Below are 19811 nucleotides of genomic sequence, written 5' to 3'. Positions count from 1 at the left end.
AGTGTGCGCCCTCGGAGGGGCAAACACCTACTCCGGGGCGTGATCGGGTCTAGCGGAAGGCCTGCTCGCCGGTCAGGGCCTGGCCCAGCACGAGCGTGTGCATCTCCACGGTGCCCTCGTACGTGAGCACCGACTCGAGGTTGTTCATGTGCCGGATCACCGGGTACTCCAGCGAGATCCCGTTGGCCCCCAGCACCGTGCGCGCGCTGCGGCAGATCTCGAGCGCCTCGCGCACGTTGTTGAGCTTGCCGATGCTCACCTGCTCGGGCCGCAGCTGCCCGGCGTCCTTGAGCCGGCCGAGGTGGACGGCGAGCAGCGTGCCCTTGGTCAGCTCGACGGCCATGTCGGCCAGCTTGGCCTGCGTCAGCTGGAAGGCGCCGATCGGCCGGTCGAACTGGATGCGGGTGCGCGAGTAGTCCAGCGCCGCCCCGTACGACGAGCGGGCCGCGCCCATCGCGCCCCAGACGATGCCGAAGCGGGCCTCGTTCAGGCACGACAGCGGCCCCTTGAGGCCCCGGACCTCCGGCAGCACCGCCGAGGCCGGCAGCCGGACGCCGTCCAGGACGAGCTCGCTGGTCACCGACGCCCGCAGCGACATCTTGTGCTTGATCAGCGGCGCCGAGAACCCCGGAGTCGCCGTGGGGACCACGAAGCCGCGGACGCCGTCGTCGGTGTGGGCCCAGACCACCGCGACGTCGGCGATCGAGCCGTTGGTGATCCACATCTTGCGCCCGTCGAGGACCCAGTCGGCGTCCTCGCCGGACCCGTCACGCCGGGCGCGGGTGCGCATGGACCCGGGGTCGGAGCCGGCGTCGGGCTCGGTCAGCCCGAAGCACCCGATCTTCTCGCCGGCGGCCATGCCGGGCAGCCACTCCTGCTTGTGCTCCTCCGAGCCGAAGGCCCAGATCGCGTACATCGCCAAGGACCCCTGCACCGACACCAGCGAGCGGATGCCCGAGTCGACCGCCTCCAGCTCCAGGCAGGCCAGCCCGTACGCCGTCGCCGACATGCCCGCGCAGCCGTAGCCCTCGAGGTGCATGCCGAGCAGCCCGACCGAGCCGAGCTCCTTCACCAGGCCACGGACGTCGTCGACCTCGCCGCGCTCGAACCAGTCGGCGACGTGCGGGGCCACCCGGTCGGTGGTCACCTTGCGCACGGTCTCGCGGACCGCGCGCTCCTCCTCGGTGAGCAGCGAGTCGACGTTGCCCGGGTCGAGCGGGTCGAAGGCGGGCAGGGGACCGGCGGCGGAGCTCGTGCGGGAGGCCATGTGGGCACGGTATGTCACGCTCGGGGCATGCCGCCGGGACACGTCTCTCCCTCCGTGGCCGGGGCCACCCCGGAGCCGGTCAGCCCGACCGCCCCCGCCCTCACCGGGCCGGTGCTGATGAACCAGGACTGGCTCGACCTGACCTTCCTGCACTGGGCCGTCGACCCGGGCCGCGTCGCGCACCTCATGCCCCGCGGCGTGCGTCCCGACGTGCACGAGGCGACGGGGTCGACGTACGTCGGGCTGGTGCCGTTCCGGATGAGCCGCGCCGCGCCGTTCCGGCTCCCGGGGGTGACGTGGCTCGGCACCTTCCTGGAGACCAACGTGCGCCTCTACAGCGTCGACCGGTACGGCGTGCGCGGCGTGGTGTTCCTCAGCCTCGACTGCGAGCGCGTCGTGGTGACGGCCGGCGCCCGGGCCGCCTTCGGCACGCCGTACCGGTGGGCGCGGATGCGGCACCGCACCCGCGCCGTGACCGGGGACGGGACCGACCACACCTACACCGCCCGGCTGCGACGGCCCTGGCCGCCGCACACCAGCCGCGTCACGGTGCGGGTCGGCGAGCCGCGGCGGCCCGACGACCTCGACCACTTCGTCAGCGCCCGCTGGGGGCTGCACACCTCGGTGCTCGGGTGGCCGATGTACGTGCCCAACCACCACGAGCCGTGGCCGCTGCACGACGCCGAGGTGGTCGACCTCGACGACGGCCTGCTGGGCTCGGTGGGCTTCGGCGACCTCGCCGCCCGCGCCCCGGACCAGGTCGCCTTCAGCCCCGGGGTGCACACCGACTTCGGGCTGCCGCGCCGGCTGCGTCCCCGCCCCTGACACCGCCGGGAGACCGAGAGACCGGGAGACCTGGAGACGCAGCCAGGGGCCGCCCCCTCGCGTGAGGGAACGGCCCCTGGCCGGTCGTGCGTCGGTGCTGCGGGACTCAGCGAGCGGCGTGGTTGCCGTGGTTGTCGAAGTCCTGCGCGGCGGTGCGCTCGCGGGTGGCCTGCCGGAAGCTGCCGTCCTCGAAGAAGCCGGTCCGGGTGGTGGCCAGGCGCAGGACGGCGTGGGCCGCGGCGTCGCCCATCTCCGACAGCGCCGCCGTGCTCAGGTTCGTCATGTCGTCGCAGGCCTGGTGGTAGCAGGGGTCGTAGGGCTCCCCCGCGGTGCCACCGAAGATCGCGGCCTCCTCGGGCGTCTTCACGCCCTCGGCGCCGGTGAACAGACCACCGGCGGGGATGCCGACCGCGATGAACGGGCCGTAGTCCGAGCGACCGCTGAACTGGGTCGGGGCCGAGGCCAGGTCCTGGCTGTCGAAGTAGTCGACGAACAGCTCCTCGATCTGCGCCGACCCGGGCGGGCCGGCGGGGTCGGTGTCGGAGCCGTCGCCGTCGTAGACGAAGCGCACGTAGTTGGGCGAGCCGACCATGTCGAAGTTGAGGTTCGCCACGATGCGCGACAGGGCGCGGTCGCTGAGGCTGTCGACGTAGTGCTCGGAGCCGAGCAGGCCGGACTCCTCGGCACCCCAGAACGCGAAGCGGACCTTCTGGCGCGGCTTGACGCCGGCCTCGGCCATCTCCTCGGCGATCTCGAGGATCGTCGACGTGCCGGAGCCGTTGTCGTTGATGCCGGCGCCGCCGTCGACGGAGTCGAGGTGGGCACCCACGACGAGCGTGCGGTCACGGTCGCCGCCACGGGTGTCGGCGATGACGTTGCTGGTCTGCGCGTCGGGGTCGAAGGAGGTGTCGGTCGCGACGGTCATCACGACCTCGGCGCCACCCTCGAGCTGCTCCTGCAGCGCGGCGCCGTCGGCGTACGACAGCCCCACGACGGGGATGTCGCCGGGCTCGCCGAGGGTGCCGCCGGGCAGGTCGGTGCGGCCGTCCTGGCCCTCGTTGAAGATGATGGCGGCGTCGTAGCCCGCCTCCTGGGCGTACTGCGCCTTCTCGCCGAAGGAGCACGTGCCGCGCTGGATCAGCGCGACGGCGTCCTCGCTCGGGGCGGGGTCGAAGTCGGAGACGCTGCAGCCGGCGTTCGTCTCGCCGGGCGCGGCGGTGACCGGCACGGTGTTGCCGTCGGCCGCGGTGAGCGGGCCCGTGACCGTGCCGCTGCCGGAGTACTCGAAGGTCTCGGTCTCGTAGTCCGTGGCGACCGGCGAGTCCTGGGTCAGCGTGGCCGGGGCGTTCTCGGTGAACTTCGGGAACGTGAAGTTCTGCACCCGCACGTCGTAGCCGGCGGCGCGGAGCCGCTTGGCGACGTACGCCGCGGACGCGTCGTAGCCCGGGGTGCCCGAGGCGCGCGAGCCGTCGTTGCGGTTCGCGATGCGCTGCAGCACGCGCTCGTGCTGCAGGACGCCACCGACGGTGACGGCCTGGCGGAAGGCGGCGCTGCTGGGGGCCGGCGCGGCGTCGGCCGCCAGCTGGGTCGAGGTCAGGCTGAGGGGCAGCCCGATCGTGAGGGCAGCTGCCACCCCGAGCTGGGCGGCTCGTCGTCTCGTCATGGTTCCTCCGTGTGGTGTCCGGCTCGTGACCGGATGTGCGGGCGCGACCTGTGGTGTTCCTGGTCACATCGCGGCACCCTAGCTCGGGACGAAGGCCCTGGGTACCCCCCCAGCCTTGGTCCCGGATCGCCCACGACGCCTCGCGCGGGGAGGGGCGGGGGACTCGGTAGAGTGGTCGGTTCTGACGGGGGCCTGACCGGGAGCGGTTCGAGCGGGCCGGCCCGTCGACCGTCCGTCCCTCCACCTCCTGAGGAGTCCGCCCCGGTGAGCGGTGAGCCCAGCACCGACCTCGTGGCGCGCGAGACCGCGCACGAGCAGGCCTTCGTCGACGGCGTCTACCGCCAGCTCGAGACCTCGACGCGCAACGCGCAGGCGCTCGCGGCCGAGGGGCACGGACGCGCCCGCCTCGGCCACGAGGGCGGGCTCGTCGAGCGCGACGCGATGGTCTTCCAGGCGGCGCGTCGCATCGCGAACCTCGACGCGGCCCACGAGGGTCTCGTCTTCGGCCGGCTCGACCTCAAGGACCGCGCCGAGGCGCCGCGCTACATCGGGCGGATCGGGCTGCGCGACGAGAACCGCGACACCCTGCTCATCGACTGGCGCGCCCCAGCCGCCGCGGTGTTCTACCAGGCCACGGCCTCGGAGCCCCAGGGCGTCGTACGCCGCAGGGTGCTGCGCTGCGCGGGACGCACCGTCGTCGGCGTCGAGGACGACCTCCTCGACGCGGAGGCGGGCTCGGACATGCCGGTGGTCGGCGAGGGTGCGCTGATGGCGCAGCTGGCCCGGGCCCGCGACCGGTCCATGCACTCCATCGTCGCCACCATCCAGGCCGAGCAGGACCGGGCGATCCGGGCGCCTGCCAAGGGAGTCGTGGAGATCAGCGGCGGCCCGGGCACCGGCAAGACGGTGGTCGCGCTGCACCGCGCCGCGTTCCTGCTCTACACCGACCGCTCGCGCTACGAGCGCGGCGGCGTGCTCGTGGTCGGTCCCTCGGGCGTCTTCATGCGCTACATCGAGCGGGTGCTGCCGTCGCTGGGCGAGACCGCGGTGGCCCTGCGCGCCCTCGGCGAGGTCGTCGACGGCATCCGGGCCGACCAGCACGACCCCCCGGCCGTGGCGGCGGTCAAGGGCGCGGCGCGGATGGCCGAGGTGCTGCGGCGCGCCGCCCGGCAGGCGGTCCCCGGCGCCCCCGAGGACTTCCGCTTCTTCTACCGCGACGACACCCTGGTGCTCACCTCGCGCGACCTGGCCCGCATCCGGCGCACCCTGCTGGGTCAGGGCCGCCGCAACGCCCAGACCCGCCGGGTGCCGGCCGCCCTGGTCGACGCGCTGTGGCGCCAGGTGCGCGGCGAGCGCGCCCTCGACCGCGGACGCGAGGCGTTCGTCGACGAGATCCTGTCCGACGACCGCTTCCTGACCTTCGTGCGCACCTGGTGGCCCCCGCTGGAGGCGCCCGAGGTGCTGGGCTGGCTGGCCGACTCCGCGCTGCTGCGCCGCGTGGGGGAGGGCGTCCTGGAGAGCGGCGACGTCGAGACCCTCGCCGGCGCCTGGTCACCGGAGCTGTCGGTCGAGGACGTCGCCCTCGTCGACGAGCTGCGCTACCTGCTGGGCGACCCGCCGGAGGAGGTCGCGGACGTGGACGACCCGCTCGCCCACCTCGTCGACGCGAACCTGCCCGAGCTCGGCAGCCTCGGCGAGCGGCGTCGCGAGGGCACCGACGAGCAGGAGTACGCCGGGCCGCGCACGACGCGCCGCACCGACGACGACACCTACGCCCACGTGCTCGTCGACGAGGCGCAGGACCTCTCGCCGATGCAGTGGCGGATGCTCGGCCGCCGGGGCGAGGCCGCGACCTGGACGATCGTGGGCGACCTCGCGCAGTCGTCGTGGCCCGACGCGGCCGAGGCCGAGGCGGCGCGCGAGGTGGCGCTGTTCGGCGAGCCGCTGCGCGGCCGGCAGCGCTGGTCGGTGCGCTCCTCGCGGCCGCGGCACTCGTTCCACCTGGCCACCAACTACCGCAACAGCGCGGAGATCTACGAGCACGCCGCGGCGTACGCCGAGCGCGCCGGGCTGGCCGCCGACCTGCCGACGGCGGTGCGCCGCACCGGGGTGCCGCCGGAGGAGCGCGTCCTGGCCGACCCGGACCCACGGGCCGAGGTCGAGGCCGCCGCGCGCGAGCTGCTCGGGCAGGTCGAGGGCACGGTCGGGGTGGTGGCCCCGCTGGCGCGGCTCGGCGAGGTCCGCTCCTGGCTGCGCGCGACGGCGGACCTGGCCGAGGAGACCCGCGGCGAGGACGCCCGGCTGGTGGCGCTCAGCGGCCTGGACACCAAGGGCCTGGAGTTCGACGCGATCGTGGTCCTCGACCCCGACGCGATCGAGGCGGAGTCGCCGACCGGCACCGCCACGCTCTACGTCGTGCTGACGCGCGCGACGCAGCGACTGGTCACGCTGCGCCGCTGAGCGGTCGCGAAAGCACCGAGACCCGCATCGCCTCCACGCGACACGGGTCTCCGGGCAGGACGAGAGGCCGGCTCACCACGATGCCGGCCTGCCCGCCCCTTGTGTTGCTGTCCCCCTGGGCTCCCAGCGACGGCGTCTCCGCCGCCCCCTCCTCTGGTGCCTTGTCGATCCCCCCGGGTGATGCTCCCCCCGGTGGTGCAACCCCCCTGGTGCTGCGTTCCCCCTGCGTCCCCCTGCTGACCCCCGTGTCCTGCGTCCCCCCGGCCGATCCCTGCGGCCGTGGCCTCATCCTGGTCGCCGGGCCCATCCCCGCGGCAGGGCAGTATGTCCGCTTTCATCGGGACCCACCGGCCCGACCTCGGGGGTCCTTCGTCCCGGTCGGGTCCCTGGTGGGCCGGGACGGGACGACGGGCCGGACACGGGTGCGGCGTTGGTAGCGTGCGGCCATGACGACCGACGTGCCCGGGATCCTCGCCGACCTCGTGGCCCGGCCCGCCTGGGCGGTCATCCGGATCAAGGACTCCGCCGACGTGCTGCTGGTGGGCGGGCGTCCCTCCGCGGTCGACTCCCTGCTCGACGTACCGCTGGAGGACGGGGTGCCCGAGGCCGGGCGCACCGTCGACCGGCTCCTCGCCGTGCCCTTCCGCCAGGTCGCCGAGCGCGGCTTCGAGGCCCACGACGACGGCGCTCCGCTGACCGTGGTCGACGTCGACCTCGAGCTGCGCCTGCCGCTGGCCGACGTGCTCGCCGCCCTGCCGACCGGAGGCGTCGGCTTCCTCGACCGGGGTGGGTTCGAGACCACCGACGAGGAGTACGCCGCGGTCGTGCGCCGCATCATCGACGACGAGATCGGCAACGGCGAGGGCGCGAACCTCGTGGTGGGCCGCCACTACCGGGCCCAGCTCGCGGAGTGGGGACCGGAGCCCGCCCTGGCCGTGCTGCGCCACCTGCTCGAGCGCGAGCGGGGCGCCTACTGGACCTACCTGTTCTTCACGGGCGAGCGCTACCTGGTGGGCGCGAGTCCGGAGCGGCACGTGTCGGTCCACGGCGGCGACGTCCGGATGAACCCGATCAGCGGCACGTTCCGGCTGGCCGGACTGGCCGAGGAGGAGCGCAAGGCGAGGCTGCTGGAGTTCCTGGCCGACGAGAAGGAGATCTACGAGCTCTTCATGGTCGTCGACGAGGAGCTGAAGATGATGTGCGACCTGTGCACCGAGGGCGGGCAGGTGCTCGGGCCGTTCCTCAAGCCGATGACCCACCTGGTGCACACCGAGTACCTCCTCGCCGGACGCACGACCCGCGACGTGCGCGAGGTGCTGCGCGACACGATGTACGCCGCCACCGTCACCGGGGCGCCCGTGGAGAACGCGTGCCGCCTCATCAAGGCCTACGAGACCGAGGGCCGCGGCTACTACGGAGCCGCGCTGGCGCTGATCGGCCGTGACGCCCACGGGGCGCCGACCGCCGACAGCCCGATCGTGATCCGCACCGCCGACGTCTCGCCCGACGGTGCGCTCAAGGTGACGGCCGGTGCCACCCTCGTGCGTGACTCCGACCCGGCGTCGGAGGTGGCCGAGACCTGGGCCAAGGCGGGCGGCATCCTCACCGCCTTCGGGCTGCGTGACGCCCCGCCGGAGCCGACGACCGGCATCGCGTCCCTGGCCGCCGACGAGGACGTGCTCATCGCGCTCGGCTCGCGCAACCAGCGGCTCAGCACCTTCTGGCTGACCGACCAGGGCGACGCCGTGCCCGCACCGGCGCTGAAGGGGCGCACCGCGGTCATCCTCGAGGGCGAGGACGACTTCGTGAACATGCTGCGCCACGTGCTCACGGTGCTGGGCATGAGCTCGCGCGTGGTGTCGCACCGCGACTACCGGCCCGGCGCCCTCGACGGCGACGACCTCGTCATCGTCGGTCCCGGTCCCGGCGACCCCCGCGACGGCGACCACCCGAAGATCGCGGCCTTCCGGGCCGCCACCGAGGAGCTGCTGGCCTCGGGCCGGCCGTTCCTGTCGGTCTGCCTCGGCCACCAGGTGCTGTGCGACCGGCTCGGGATCGCCCTGGCCTACAAGGACATCGTCTTCCAGGGCACGCAGGCGCGCGTCGACCTCTCGGCCACGCGGGACGCCTCGCCGGCGGGGGCCGACGAGACGGTCGGGTTCTACAACACGTTCGTGGCGCGCCCCGACGCCCCGCTGCCGGACGGCGTCACGGCCGCCACCGACCCGGTCACCGGCGACGTCCACATGGTGCGCGGACCGCACTTCCGCGGCGTGCAGTTCCACGCCGAGTCGGTGCTGACGCAGAACGGCTTCGCGCTGCTGCGCGACCTCGTCCTCGATCTGCTGACCTGAGAGCCGGTGGCCGATGGCGCGAGCGCGGCCGGACGTCGTGGTGGTCGACCACTACGACTCCTACACGTGGAACCTGGTGCACCTGGTGGCGTCGGTGACGGGCGCGCTTCCGCAGGTGGTCGAGCACGACCGGGTGCGGCTCGCCGACCTGGACCGGTTCACCCACGTGGTGCTCTCGCCCGGCCCCGGTCACCCCGACGACCGTGCCGACTTCGCGGTCGGGCGCGAGCTGCTGCGGACGGGTGACCGGCCGGTGCTCGGCGTGTGCCTCGGCATGCAGGGCCTCGTGACGACGTACGGCGGGGTGGTGGCGCGGGTCCGCCCGGCGCACGGGGAGGTCGCGACGGTGACCCACGAGGGCACCGGGCTGTTCGCGGGGGTGCCCTCGCCGGTGGAGGTCGTGCGCTACCACTCGTTGGCGGCCGTCGCGATGCCCGACGAGCTGGTCGTGACCGCCCGCAGCGAGGACGGCACGGTGATGGCGGTGGCGCACCGGACGCGGCCGCTCGTCGGGGTGCAGTTCCACCCCGAGTCGGTGCTGAGCGAGCACGGTGCGCGGCTCGTGGCCAACTTCCTCGCCCCGGCACCGGCCCCGGCACCGCAGGTGACCTCGTGAGCGACGCCGAGGTCGCGGCCTTCCGGGATGCCGCAGCGGCGTCCCCGCGGATGTTCTGGCTCGACGGCGGTGGCGCGCGGCGCCAGGCCGGGGTCGCGACGTCGTCCGCGCTCGGCGTGCTGGCCGACGACGACGTGTCGCTGACCTTCGACGCCACCGCGCGGCAGGTCCGCCGTCACCAGCACGGCCGGTCCACGGTCGTCGGCGACGACGTGTTCGCCGTCCTGGGCGACGAGGTCGACCGGGACGGCGGCGACCCGGAGGTCAGCTGGGTGGGCTACCTCGGCTACGCCTGCCGGCCGGACCTGCCCGGCCGCCCGTCCGCGACGCCCGGCGTCCCCGACGCGGTGTGGATGCGGGTCCGCACGCCCGAGCCCCTGCCGCGGACGTCGTACGAGACGGTCGCCGGCGCGACCACGCCCCCTGACGTCCGCGGTGGTGCGGGGAGCGGGCAGCCGGCGGCGGACGCCGGCGAGCCGGTCCCGGAGGAGTACGCCGCCGCCTTCGCCGAGGTCCAGGAGCAGCTGCACGCCGGCAATTCCTACGAGGTGAACCTGACCTACCGGGAGGCGGTGCGGTCCGGGGTCGACCCGGTGACGGCCTACGTGCGGTTGCGCAGCGACAACCCGGCGCCCTACTCGGGCTACCTGCAGCACCACGGGGTGCACCTGCTGAGCTCGAGCCCGGAGCGCTACGCCACCGTCGACCGGCAGCGTGTCCTCGAGGCCCGTCCCATCAAGGGCACGACGCCCCGCGGCCGCACCCCCGCGGAGGACGCCGCCCTGGCCGCGCACCTGCGTGCCGACCCCAAGCTGCGGGCCGAGAACCTGATGATCACCGACCTGATCCGCAACGACCTCGCGCTCGTCTGCGACGTGGGGTCGGTCGAGGTTCCGGGCCTGATGGAGGTGGAGTCCTACGCCGCGGTGCACCAGCTGGTGACGACCGTGCGCGGACGCCTGCGCGACGACGTCCCCACGATCGCGGCGCTGCGGGCGCTGTTCCCGGCCGGGTCGATGACCGGGGCGCCGAAGCGGCGCACGATGTCGGTCATCGACGCGGTCGAGGCGACCCCGCGCGGGGTGTACGCCGGCGCCTTCGGCTGGATCTCCGGGGACGGACGGGCCGACCTCAGCGTCGTCATCCGCAGCCTGGTGGCGACCGCCGCGGGCTCCGGGGTCGAGGGGTGGCGCTACGAGCTCGGCACCGGCGGCGGGATCACGGTGCGCTCCGACCTCGCCGAGGAGTGGGCCGAGACCCGGTGGAAGTCCGCCCGGGTGCGGGCCTGCCTCGCCTGAGCGGCGGCGCCGCCCCCGGATCGACGGTCTGGGAGGTCCCGGACCCGGGGGCGACGTCCGTGGCTCGGACGCGGGTCCGAGCGGGAGGGCACGTCAGGGAGAGGACGTGTCCGCGTCGCTGTCGAGCGTGGCCTCGAGCGTCTGGGTCTCGCCGTCACGCTGGACCACCAGCGTCACGGTGTCGCCGGGACGGTAGCCGCGGATCGTGGCCACGAGCGCGTCGATGGTGCTGATCGGCTTGTCGTCGACCCGGGTGACCAGGTCGCCGGGCTGGAGACCGGCCTCGGCGCCGCCGGACCCCTCCTGGACCTCCTGGATCTCGGCGCCGTTGGCGAGCCCGTTGTCGTCGGGGGTGTTCGCCACCGTGACGCCGAGCCGCGCGTGGGTCGCGGTCTCGCCGTTGCGCAGCTGCTCGACCACCGGCAGGACCTGCGTGATCGGGATGGCGAAGCCGAGACCGATGGAGCCGCCCTCGCCGCTCAACGAGGTGCTGTTGGAGCGGATCGAGGAGTTGATGCCGACGACCTCGCCGGCCATGTTGACCAGCGGACCGCCCGAGTTGCCGGGGTTGATGGCGGCGTCGGTCTGGATCGCGGGGTAGACGGTGTCGGGGGCCTCCGCCGAGGCGCTGGCCTCGCTGATGGCGACCGGGCGGTTGAGGGCGCTGACGATGCCGCTGGTGACGGTGGCCTCGAGCCCGAACGGGGAGCCGATGGCGACGACCTCCTCGCCGACCCCGAGCGCGTCGGAGTCGCCGATGGCGGCCGGGGTCAGGTCGCTGACCCCGTCGGCCTGGATGACGGCCAGGTCGGTGACCGGGTCGGTGCCGACGATGGAGGCGTCGGCGCTGCTGCCGTCGTCGAAGCTGACCGACAGCTGGCCCCCGTCGGCCGCGACCTCGACGACGTGGTTGTTGGTGAGGATCTCGCCGTCCTCGCTGATGACGACGCCCGAGCCCGAGCCCGAGCCGGCGGCGCCGCTGACGTTGATCTTGACCACCGAGGGCAGGACGGCCGCGGCGACGCCCTCCACCGAGTCGGCGGGAGCCTCGGCGCCCGTGCTGTCGGTGGTGCCGCTCTCGTCGCTGCTGTCGTCGCTGCCGGAGCTGCTCAGCGGCTCGCGCGCCGACGCGTTCGTCGCGGCCGGGCTCGGGGAGGAGACCGCGGCGGGCTCGTCGGAGAGGGCGTCGTAGCCGGTCGCGCCCAGCACGCCGCCACCGACGCCGAGCACGAGGGCGCCGGCGAGGATCCCGGCGGTGCGGCGGCGGGGCCGGGGGGAGCGGCCCGCGGGGGCGTCGTGCAGCGGAGGGGTCGGGCCGGACCCGGCCGGTCCGACCGGGCCGACCTGGCCCGTGCTGCCGCCCGACGGGTCGTAGGGCGGGAGGACCTCGGTGTCGCTGCGGCCGGACGTGGCGGTGCTCCCGGAGTACGGCGGGAGGGGGGTGGTGTCGCTGTCCGAGGGGAAGCGGTGGGTGTTGTCGCTCATGTCTCCAGCGTGTCGACCGTTGCTGAATCGGGCCTGAGAGGGCGCTGGGACCCCTCTGTCACTTCCGCGTCGTCGTCGGCGGCCGCGGCGGAGGAGGCGGGCGGCGGGCCGAGGGGCAGGCGGAACCAGAACGCTGCGCCGCCCTCCTCGGCGCGTCCGGCCTGCACGAGGCCGCCGTGCCGCTCGGCGATCCGGCGCACGATCGACAGCCCGAGACCGGAGCCCGGCATCGTGCGGGACTCTCGCGAGCGGTAGAACCGCTCGAAGACGTGGGGCAGGTCCTCCTCGGCGATGCCGGGGCCCTGGTCGGCGACGTAGAGGCTGCCGCCGTCCAGCCGGACCGTGACAGTGCCGTCGGGCGGGCTCCACTTCACCGAGTTGTCGAGCAGGTTGGTGATGGCACGCTCCAGCGACGCGGGCTCCCCGGTCACCCACGACGGCGCGAGCGTCACGTCGAAGGTGACGTCGAGGGCGCGGCGCCGGACGCGGTCGACGGCGCGGGCCACGACGTCGGCGAGGTCGACCGGCTCGAGCTGCGAGGCGATCGGCTCGTCGCGGGCGAGCTCGGTGAGGTCGCCGATGAGTGTGGTGAGCTCGTCGATCTGGAAGCGGACGTCGTCCATCAGCTCGATGCGCTGCTCCGGCGACAGCCCGCCGCGGCGGTCGGCCTGGGCCAGCAGGTCGAGGTTGGTGCGCATCGAGGTCAGCGGCGTGCGCAGCTCGTGGCCGGCGTCGCCGACGAGCTGGCGCTGCCGGTCGCGGGACGCGGCGAGGGCGGTGAGCATGGCGTTGAACGACGTCGCCAGCCGGGCGATCTCGTCGTTGCCCTCGACCGCGATGGGGTCGAGCTGCTCGGTGCGGGCGATCTCCTCGGCGGCGTCGCTCAGCCGGCGCACCGGACGCAGGCCGTTGCGGGCCACCGCCCAGCCGGCCAGCGCCGCCGCGATCACGCCGACGACACCCGCCAGGAACAGGAGCACCCCGAGCTTGCCCAGGGTGTCCTGGGTCGAGCGCATCGACTGCGCCAGGATGACGGCGCTGCCCTGTTCCTTGCCCGGTACCGCGCACACCCGGTAGGGGCCGTCGTTGGTCATCACCGTGCGGGTGGAGTAGGAGGACAGGCCGCGCGCCACGTTCAGCTCCGGGTCGCCCAGCTCGATCGGCCCGACGGGATCGGGCAGCGGATCGAGGTCCGGCGGGTAGTTCACCTCCCTGTTGTCGTAGAGCATGGCCACGCGGACCCCGGCTGCGCCGGTGACCCAGGGCGGAGGCTGCTCGGTCAGGAAGCTGGACGAACCCATTCCGGCGACCTCGGCCGCCCGCTCCTGCAGGGACTCGTCGAGGGAGGCCATCAGCTGGTGCTGCACGCTGACGTAGGCGATGGAGGCGACGAGCGCCACCGAGAGGCCGACCGCGACCGCGGCCAGCAACGAGACCCGGGCCGCCAGGGTCCCGCGGAAGCGCATCAGCCCTCCCGCAGCACGTAACCCACGCCCCGCACGGTGTGGATGAGGCGGGCCTCGCCCTCGGCCTCGGTCTTGCGCCGCAGGTAGCCGACGTAGACCTCGAGGGAGTTGGCGGTGGTCGGGAAGTCGTAGCCCCAGACCTCCTCGAGGATGAACGAGCGGTCGAGCACGCGCCGCGGTCGGCGGACGAACATCTCCAGCAGGGCGAACTCGGTGCGCGTCAGCTCGAGCAGCCGGCCGGCCCGGCGCACCTCGCGGGTGGCGGGGTTGAGGGTGAGGTCGGAGAAGGTCAGCTGCTCGGCGTCGAGGTCGTCGGGCGCCTCCTGCGTCGTACGCCGCAGCAGCGCCCGCAGGCGCGCGAGCAGCTCCTCCAGGGCGAACGGCTTGGCCAGGTAGTCGTCGGCGCCGGCGTCGAGACCCTCGACGCGGTCGCCGACGGTGTCGCGGGCGGTCAGCACGAGGATGGGGAGGTCGTTGCCGGCGGCCCGCAGCGCGCGGGTGGTCTCGATGCCGTCGAGGCGCGGCATCATCACGTCCATCACCACGGCGTCGGGCGGCTGCTGCGCGATCCGGGCCAGGGCGTCGGCGCCGTCGGTGGCGAGCGCGACGTCGTAGCCGTTGAACTCCAGCGAGCGTCGCAGGGAGTCGCGGACGGCCCGGTCGTCGTCGACGACGAGGACACGGTGCTGGGGGGACTCGGCGCTCACCCGTCCAGGGTGCCACCGGCACCTGAGGTCACGCTGAAGGCCGCGTGAGGGTGTCGTGCGGCGTCAGGGCCGCGTCACGACCGGGCGAGCGTCGTCGACAGGGCGTCCACCAGCGCGTCGGTGGTGCGCTCCACCATCGCCAGCACGGTCGCGAAGCCGTCGTCGGCGCCGTAGTAGGGGTCGGGGACGTCGCGGTCGCCGTCGGTGGCGGCCGGGTCGAGGTCGCGGTAGCGGAGCAGCCGGGAGGTCTCGGCGGGCCCGCCGGGCTCGCCCGGCTCGTCGGTCCCGGCGAGGTCCTGGAGGTCCGCGAGGTCCTGGAGGTTGCTGCCGTCCATCGCCAGCACGAGGTCGGTCCGCGCGAACCAGTCGGCCTCGAAGCGCTGTCCGCGGTGCCGGCTCGGGTCGTGGCCGGAGTCCCTCAGCGTGGCGGCCGCCCGACGGTCCATCGGCTCGCCGACGTGCCAGCCGCCGGTGCCGGCGCTGCGCACGTGGACACGGTCGTCCAGCCCCGCCTCGACGAGGCGCGCCTCGAGCACGACGTGCGCCATCGGGGAGCGGCAGATGTTGCCCAGGCAGACCAGCGCGAGCCGGTAGACGCCCGGCTCGCGTGGCGGGGGCAGGGCGGGCTGCGTCACGGGCCGTCCAGTCGGGGTCGGGTCGGGGGGCGGTCAGTCGTCGGTCAGGGTGCCGAGGACGGCGGAGACGATCGAGATGATGATGCTGCCCAGGACCGCGGTCCAGAAGCCGTCGACGGTGAAGCGCAGGCCGAGGGCGTCGGAGATGCTGCTGGTCAGCAGCAGCATGAGGGCGTTGACCACGAGCAGGAACAGCCCGAGCGTGACGATGATGAACGGCAGCGAGAGCAGCTTCACCACCGGCGTGACCAGCGCGTTGACGACGCCGAAGACGGCGCCCACCCCGAGCAGCGTCAGCAGCTGCTGCTCGGTGTCGCCCCCGACGCGGATGTCGTCGAGCAGCCAGGCGGCGGCCCCGAGGGCGAGGGCGTTCACCACGACACGGATCAGGAACGTCACGCGCTCATCCTTTCACGGGATTCCCATGGCCCGGATGGACTAGGAGGGACGAGCCGTGCACCCGATCAGTTTGTCTGGTTTGGGAATTTAGAGTAGATGCAGCGCCCCGGGCCTGACATGTGTTGGGGGGATCGGGGCGCAGCGGTCGGATGACCCGTGGGGGCACGGGTCATCCGGCCCGGCCGCACACCGACGGGAGGGTCGGCAGGCGGCCGCGACGGTCGGGAGGGAAGGTCGGGAGGGAAGGAGCACCCGCTCCGGTGTCGCTGTGGAGGGGACGCCGTAGCCTGGGACGAGTGACCGGTGCTCCGACCCCCCGACCAGCCGACCGCCCCGTCCCGCGCGCCACGCTGGCCGACGTCCCGGCGTACGTCGCCGGCCGTCCGCCCACGCCGCGCGAGGGCGTACCGACGTACAAGCTGTCCTCGAACGAGAACCCCTACGCCCCGCCGGCGGCGGTCCTCGCGGCGGCGGAGAGCGCGGCTCGGACGATGAACCGCTACCCCGACATGGGCAGCACCGCGCTCTTCGAGGCCCTGGGCGACGAGCTCGGGGTCCCGACCTCCCACCTCGCCGTGGGCACCGGGTCGGTGGCGCTGCTCTACCACCTGGTCCAGGCCTTCTGCGAGCCCGGCGACGAGGTGGTGTTCGCCTGGCGCTCCTTCGAGGCCTACCCGATCGCAGCCGCGGTCTGCGGCGCCCGGGCGGTCCAGGTGCCGCTCACCTCCGACGGACGCCACGACCTCGACGCCATGGCCGACGCGGTCACCGACCGGACCCGCGTGGTGCTGGTGTGCACCCCGAACAACCCGACCGGGCCGGCGGTCCGGCACGCCGAGCTCGCCGCCTTCCTCGACCGGGTCCCGGCCGGGGTGGTCGTCGTGGTCGACGAGGCCTACCGCGAGTTCGTGCGCTCCGAGGACCCCGTCGACGCCCTGGCGCTCGGACGTGGGCGCGCCAACGTCGTCGTCATGCGCACCCTGGCCAAGGCCTACGGGCTGGCCGGCCTGCGGGTGGGCTACCTGGTGGCCTCCGACGAGATCGCCGCCGCCGTCCGCAAGTGCGCGCTGCCGTTCGGTGTGTCCGCGGTGGCCCAGGCCGCCGCCGTCGCCGCGCTCGGGTGCACCACCGAGCTGGCCGAGCGCGTCGACGCGATCGTCGCCGAGCGCGAGCGCGTCGTGGCTGCCCTGCGTGAGCAGGGATGGAGCGTCCCGCAGGCCGACGGCAACTTCGTGTGGCTCGGCCTCGGTGAGCACACCCCGGCCTTCGCCGCGGCCGCCGACCAGGCGGGCATCATGGTGCGTCCCTACGGCACCGACGGCGTCCGGGTCACGATCGCCGAGCCGGCCGGCAACGACGTCTTCCTCGGTGTGGCCGACGCGTTCGAGCCGAAGGTCTGAGCCCCCCGGCGTCGGACCTCGTCGCAGCCGCGTGCCAGCCGCGCGTCAGTCGGCGGGGTCGAAGGAGCCGTGGCGACCCGCGCCGCCGGCGAACCGCCGTGCCCCGTCGAGCGCCTCGGCCAGCGACTGCTCGCCGTGGCGCAGCTCGGTGGCCAGCGCCTCGTCCTCGTCGAGGCCGTGCTGCTCCCGCATCGACGCCAGGTCGTGGCGCATCGTGGTCTGCGGGAAGGCGGCCAGCTCGGCCGCGAGGCGCTCGGCCGCGGCCCGGGTCGTGCCCGACGGCACCACGCGCGTCGCCAGCCCGATCCGCAGCGCCTCGGCGGCGTCGACCGGCCGGCCGGTGAGGATCAGGTCGGCCGCCACGCCCTCGCCCACCACGCGCGGGAGCCGGACGGTGCCGCCGTCGATGAGCGGCACGCCCCACCTCCGGCAGAACACCCCGAGCACGGCGTCCTCGGCCACCACGCGCAGGTCGGCCCACAGCGCGAGCTCGAGGCCGCCGGCCACGGCGTGACCCTCGACGGCCGCCACCACCGGCTTCGTCAGCCGCATCCGGGTCGGCCCCATCGGCCCGTCACCCGAGCCGACCGGCCGGACCACGTTGCCGGTCCCGGTGCCCAGCGCGGTCAGGTCCGCGCCGGAGCAGAACGTGCCGCCGTCGCCGTGCAGGACCGCGACGCGGGCCTCGTCGTCGTCCTCGAAGGCGCGGAACGCAGCGGCGAGGGCGTCGGCGGTCGGTCCGTCCACCGCGTTGCGGCGCTCAGGCCGGTGCAGCAGGACCGTGGTGACCGGGCCGTCGTGCTCGACACGGACGGCCGGGACGTCGGGAACCTCGGGGTGCGGGTGGCTCATCCGGCGACGCTAGCCCGTCGGGCGGGGATCCGGGTCCGGTCGCGGGGTGGGTCCCGGGGCCGGTACGGTGGTCCCGACCGGCCTGTGTCGCCGGTCACACTGCACCCCGGCCCACCACCCCCGGGCCGAGGGTGCGGACTCCAGCCCGCCGGACGCGGTGACCCCGCGCCGACCTGACCGAGGAGTGCAGCGCACTGATGAATCCCGACCCCAGGACCAGCGACTTCGGCCCCGACCCGAGCGCGGTCTTCGGACCCGCCCACGTCGACGGCGGCCCCGACCTCGTCCAGCTGCTCACGCCCGAGGGGGAGCGGGTCGAGCACCCGGACTTCTCCTTCGGCAACGGCCTCAGCGAGGCCGAGCAGGCCGAGAAGGTGCGCGGCTTCTACCGCGACATGGTGCTCACCCGGCGCATCGACGTCGAGGCCACCGCGCTCCAGCGCCACGGTGAGCTCGGCATCTGGGCCCAGCTGCTCGGCCAGGAGGCCGCCCAGATCGGCTCCGGCCGCGCGCTGCGCACCCAGGACTTCGTCTTCCCGACCTACCGCGAGCACGGCGTGGCCCACTGCCGCGGCGTCGACCCGCTGGCCCTGCTAGGCCTCTTCCGCGGGGTCGACCAGGGGTCGTGGAACCCCAACGACAACAACTTCGGCCTCTACACGATCGTCATCGGCGCGCAGACCCTCCACGCGACCGGCTACGCGATGGGCGTGCAGCGCGACGGCCACGTCGGCACCGGCGACCCCGACCGCGACACCGCGGTGGTCGCCTACTTCGGCGATGGTGCCAGCAGCCAGGGCGACGTCAACGAGGCCTTCATCTTCGCCGCCTCCTACAACGCCCCCGTCGTGTTCTTCTGCCAGAACAACCAGTGGGCGATCTCGGAGCCGATCGAGCGCCAGTCCCGGATCCCGCTCTACCAGCGTGCCCTCGGGTTCGGCTTCCCCGGCGTCCGCGTCGACGGCAACGACGTGCTCGCGACGTACGCCGTCACGCAGGCCGCCCTGCAGCGCGCCCGCGAGGGTCAAGGACCGACGTTCGTGGAGGCCTACACCTACCGGATGGGCGCCCACACCACGACCGACGACCCGACCCGCTACCGGCTGTCGGCCGACCTGGAGAGCTGGAAGCTCAAGGACCCGATCCAGCGCGTGAAGGTCTACCTGACGAGGAACGGTCTCGCCGACCAGGCCTTCCTCGACGACGTCGACGCGGAGGCCGAGAAGCTGGGCGAGCACCTGCGCGAGGGATGCCGGGCGATGGCGGACCCGCACATCCTCGACGTCTTCGACCACGTCTTCGCCGAGCAGACCGAGGAGCTGGCGGCCCAGAAGGCCGGCTACGCGGCGTACCTCGACACCTTCGAGGAGGCCACGGCATGAGCGCCACCGGCAACCCGACCGGCTCGAGCCGGATGACCCTCGCCAAGGGCCTCAACGCCGGCCTGCGACGGGCCATGGAGGACGACCCGAAGGTCCTCGTCATGGGCGAGGACGTCGGCAAGCTCGGCGGCGTCTTCCGCATCACCGACGGCCTGCAGAAGGACTTCGGCGAGGACCGCGTGATCGACTCCCCGCTGGCGGAGTCCGGCATCCTCGGCACCGCGGTCGGCCTTGCCATGCGCGGCTATCGCCCGGTCTGCGAGATCCAGTTCGACGGGTTCGTCTACCCCGCCTACGACCAGATCGTCAGCCAGGTCGCCAAGCTGCACTTCCGCAGCCAGGGCCGCGTGAAGATGCCGATGGTCATCCGCATCCCCTTCGGCGGCGGCATCGGAGCGGTCGAGCACCACAGCGAGTCGCCGGAGGCGCAGTTCGCCCACACCCCGGGGCTCAAGGTGGTGGCCTGCTCCAACCCCGTCGACGGCTACTGGATGATCCAGCAGGCGATCGCCCACGACGACCCGGTCGTCTTCCTCGAGCCCAAGCGGCAGTACCACGCCGACAAGGCCGACATCGACGTCGAGGCGACCCCGGCGCCGCTGTTCACCTCCCGCATCGTGCGCGAGGGCACCGACCTCACGCTGCTCTCCTACGGGCCCATGGTGAAGGTGTGCCTGGCCTCCGCGGAGGCGGCGGCCGGCGAGGGCAAGAGTGTCGAGGTCATCGACCTGCGCACGCTGTCCCCGCTCGACATGGCCCCCGTCCTGGAGTCCGTCCGTCGCACCGGGCGCGCGATCGTGGCCCACGAGGCGCACGTCAACCTGGGCCTCGGCTCCGAGCTCGCCGCCCGCATCACCGAGGAGTGCTTCTACTCGCTGGAGGCGCCGGTCCTGCGCGTCGGTGGCTTCGACACCCCCTACCCGCCCGCGCGGGTGGAGGAGGAGTGGCTGCCCGACCTCGACCGGGTCCTGGACGCCGTCGACCGATCGCTGGAGTGGTGAG

Annotated in this window: 16 protein-coding genes; 8 read left to right on the top strand and 8 right to left on the bottom strand. The window is 73.8% G+C overall.

Annotated features, from left to right (window positions below; genetic code table 11):
- Positions 1-49: 49 nt before the first annotated feature.
- Positions 50-1267, bottom strand: coding sequence for an acyl-CoA dehydrogenase family protein (locus tag G7072_RS16795; protein WP_166088405.1), 1218 nt, complete (start codon positions 1265-1267; stop codon positions 50-52).
- Positions 1268-1294: 27 nt separating this feature from the next.
- Here G7072_RS16795 and G7072_RS16790 point away from each other — a divergent pair, with 27 nt between their 5' ends.
- Positions 1295-2092: a DUF2071 domain-containing protein gene (locus tag G7072_RS16790; protein ID WP_166088404.1), complete on the top strand. Its 798-nt coding sequence runs from the start codon at positions 1295-1297 to the stop codon at positions 2090-2092.
- A gap of 106 nt (positions 2093-2198) precedes the next feature.
- Here the strand turns inward: G7072_RS16790 and G7072_RS16785 are convergent, their stop codons facing one another.
- Positions 2199-3755, bottom strand: coding sequence for a M20/M25/M40 family metallo-hydrolase (locus G7072_RS16785; RefSeq protein ID WP_166088402.1), 1557 nt, complete (start codon positions 3753-3755; stop codon positions 2199-2201).
- A gap of 264 nt (positions 3756-4019) precedes the next feature.
- Here G7072_RS16785 and G7072_RS16780 point away from each other — a divergent pair, with 264 nt between their 5' ends.
- The 4 genes from G7072_RS16780 to G7072_RS16765 all read left to right on the top strand — a co-directional run bounded on the left by G7072_RS16780 (position 4020) and on the right by G7072_RS16765 (position 10483).
- On the top strand, positions 4020-6215 hold the full coding sequence (locus G7072_RS16780) for an AAA family ATPase (RefSeq protein WP_240917008.1): 2196 nt from the start codon (positions 4020-4022) through the stop codon (positions 6213-6215).
- 446 nt (positions 6216-6661) lie between these two features.
- A complete protein-coding gene (locus tag G7072_RS16775; RefSeq protein ID WP_166088398.1) occupies positions 6662-8569 on the top strand; it encodes a chorismate-binding protein in 1908 nt (635 codons plus the stop codon).
- Positions 8570-8582: 13 nt separating this feature from the next.
- On the top strand, positions 8583-9185 hold the full coding sequence (locus tag G7072_RS16770) for an aminodeoxychorismate/anthranilate synthase component II (RefSeq protein ID WP_166088396.1): 603 nt from the start codon (positions 8583-8585) through the stop codon (positions 9183-9185).
- Entirely contained in the window at positions 9182-10483 is a 1302-nt protein-coding gene (locus tag G7072_RS16765) for an anthranilate synthase component I family protein (protein ID WP_240917007.1), read from the top strand. Before G7072_RS16770 ends, G7072_RS16765 begins: the two co-directional genes overlap by 4 nt.
- A gap of 93 nt (positions 10484-10576) precedes the next feature.
- Here the strand turns inward: G7072_RS16765 and G7072_RS16760 are convergent, their stop codons facing one another.
- From G7072_RS16760 to G7072_RS16740, 5 genes are all read right to left on the bottom strand, one after another.
- Positions 10577-11968 carry a trypsin-like peptidase domain-containing protein gene (locus G7072_RS16760; protein ID WP_166088394.1) on the bottom strand — a complete coding sequence of 464 codons (1392 nt, stop codon included), beginning with the start codon at positions 11966-11968 and terminating at the stop codon, positions 10577-10579.
- Positions 11965-13434: a HAMP domain-containing sensor histidine kinase gene (locus G7072_RS16755; RefSeq protein ID WP_166088391.1), complete on the bottom strand. Its 1470-nt coding sequence runs from the start codon at positions 13432-13434 to the stop codon at positions 11965-11967. The genes G7072_RS16760 and G7072_RS16755 overlap by 4 nt, the downstream gene beginning before the upstream one ends.
- Positions 13434-14141, bottom strand: coding sequence for a response regulator transcription factor (locus G7072_RS16750; RefSeq protein ID WP_166088390.1), 708 nt, complete (start codon positions 14139-14141; stop codon positions 13434-13436). The genes G7072_RS16755 and G7072_RS16750 overlap by 1 nt, the downstream gene beginning before the upstream one ends.
- 74 nt (positions 14142-14215) lie before the next feature.
- Positions 14216-14776: a low molecular weight phosphotyrosine protein phosphatase gene (locus tag G7072_RS16745; protein ID WP_240917006.1), complete on the bottom strand. Its 561-nt coding sequence runs from the start codon at positions 14774-14776 to the stop codon at positions 14216-14218.
- Between the two features lie 33 nt (positions 14777-14809).
- The gene (locus G7072_RS16740) at positions 14810-15175 is read right to left on the bottom strand and encodes a phage holin family protein (protein WP_166088388.1); all 366 of its coding nucleotides are present in this window, start codon (positions 15173-15175) and stop codon (positions 14810-14812) included.
- A gap of 296 nt (positions 15176-15471) precedes the next feature.
- Here G7072_RS16740 and hisC point away from each other — a divergent pair, with 296 nt between their 5' ends.
- Positions 15472-16575: a histidinol-phosphate transaminase gene (gene hisC, locus G7072_RS16735; protein WP_240917005.1), complete on the top strand. Its 1104-nt coding sequence runs from the start codon at positions 15472-15474 to the stop codon at positions 16573-16575.
- Between the two features lie 45 nt (positions 16576-16620).
- Here the strand turns inward: hisC and G7072_RS16730 are convergent, their stop codons facing one another.
- Complete coding sequence (locus tag G7072_RS16730; RefSeq protein ID WP_166088384.1) at positions 16621-17427, bottom strand: crotonase/enoyl-CoA hydratase family protein; 807 nt, start codon at positions 17425-17427, stop codon at positions 16621-16623.
- A 197-nt stretch (positions 17428-17624) separates the two neighbouring features.
- On the opposite strand from G7072_RS16730, the gene pdhA reads away from it, so the two are divergent.
- On the top strand, positions 17625-18809 hold the full coding sequence (gene pdhA, locus G7072_RS16725; protein WP_166088382.1) for a pyruvate dehydrogenase (acetyl-transferring) E1 component subunit alpha: 1185 nt from the start codon (positions 17625-17627) through the stop codon (positions 18807-18809).
- On the top strand, positions 18806-19810 hold the full coding sequence (locus G7072_RS16720; protein WP_166088380.1) for an alpha-ketoacid dehydrogenase subunit beta: 1005 nt from the start codon (positions 18806-18808) through the stop codon (positions 19808-19810). Before pdhA ends, G7072_RS16720 begins: the two co-directional genes overlap by 4 nt.
- The last annotated feature ends 1 nt before the right edge of the window (position 19811 follow it).

The organism is Nocardioides sp. HDW12B, assembly GCF_011299595.1.
GTDB lineage: Bacteria > Actinomycetota > Actinomycetes > Propionibacteriales > Nocardioidaceae > Marmoricola_A.
Note: the sequence above shows the minus strand (reverse complement) of the source record. Positions and strands in the feature narration are given on the sequence as shown.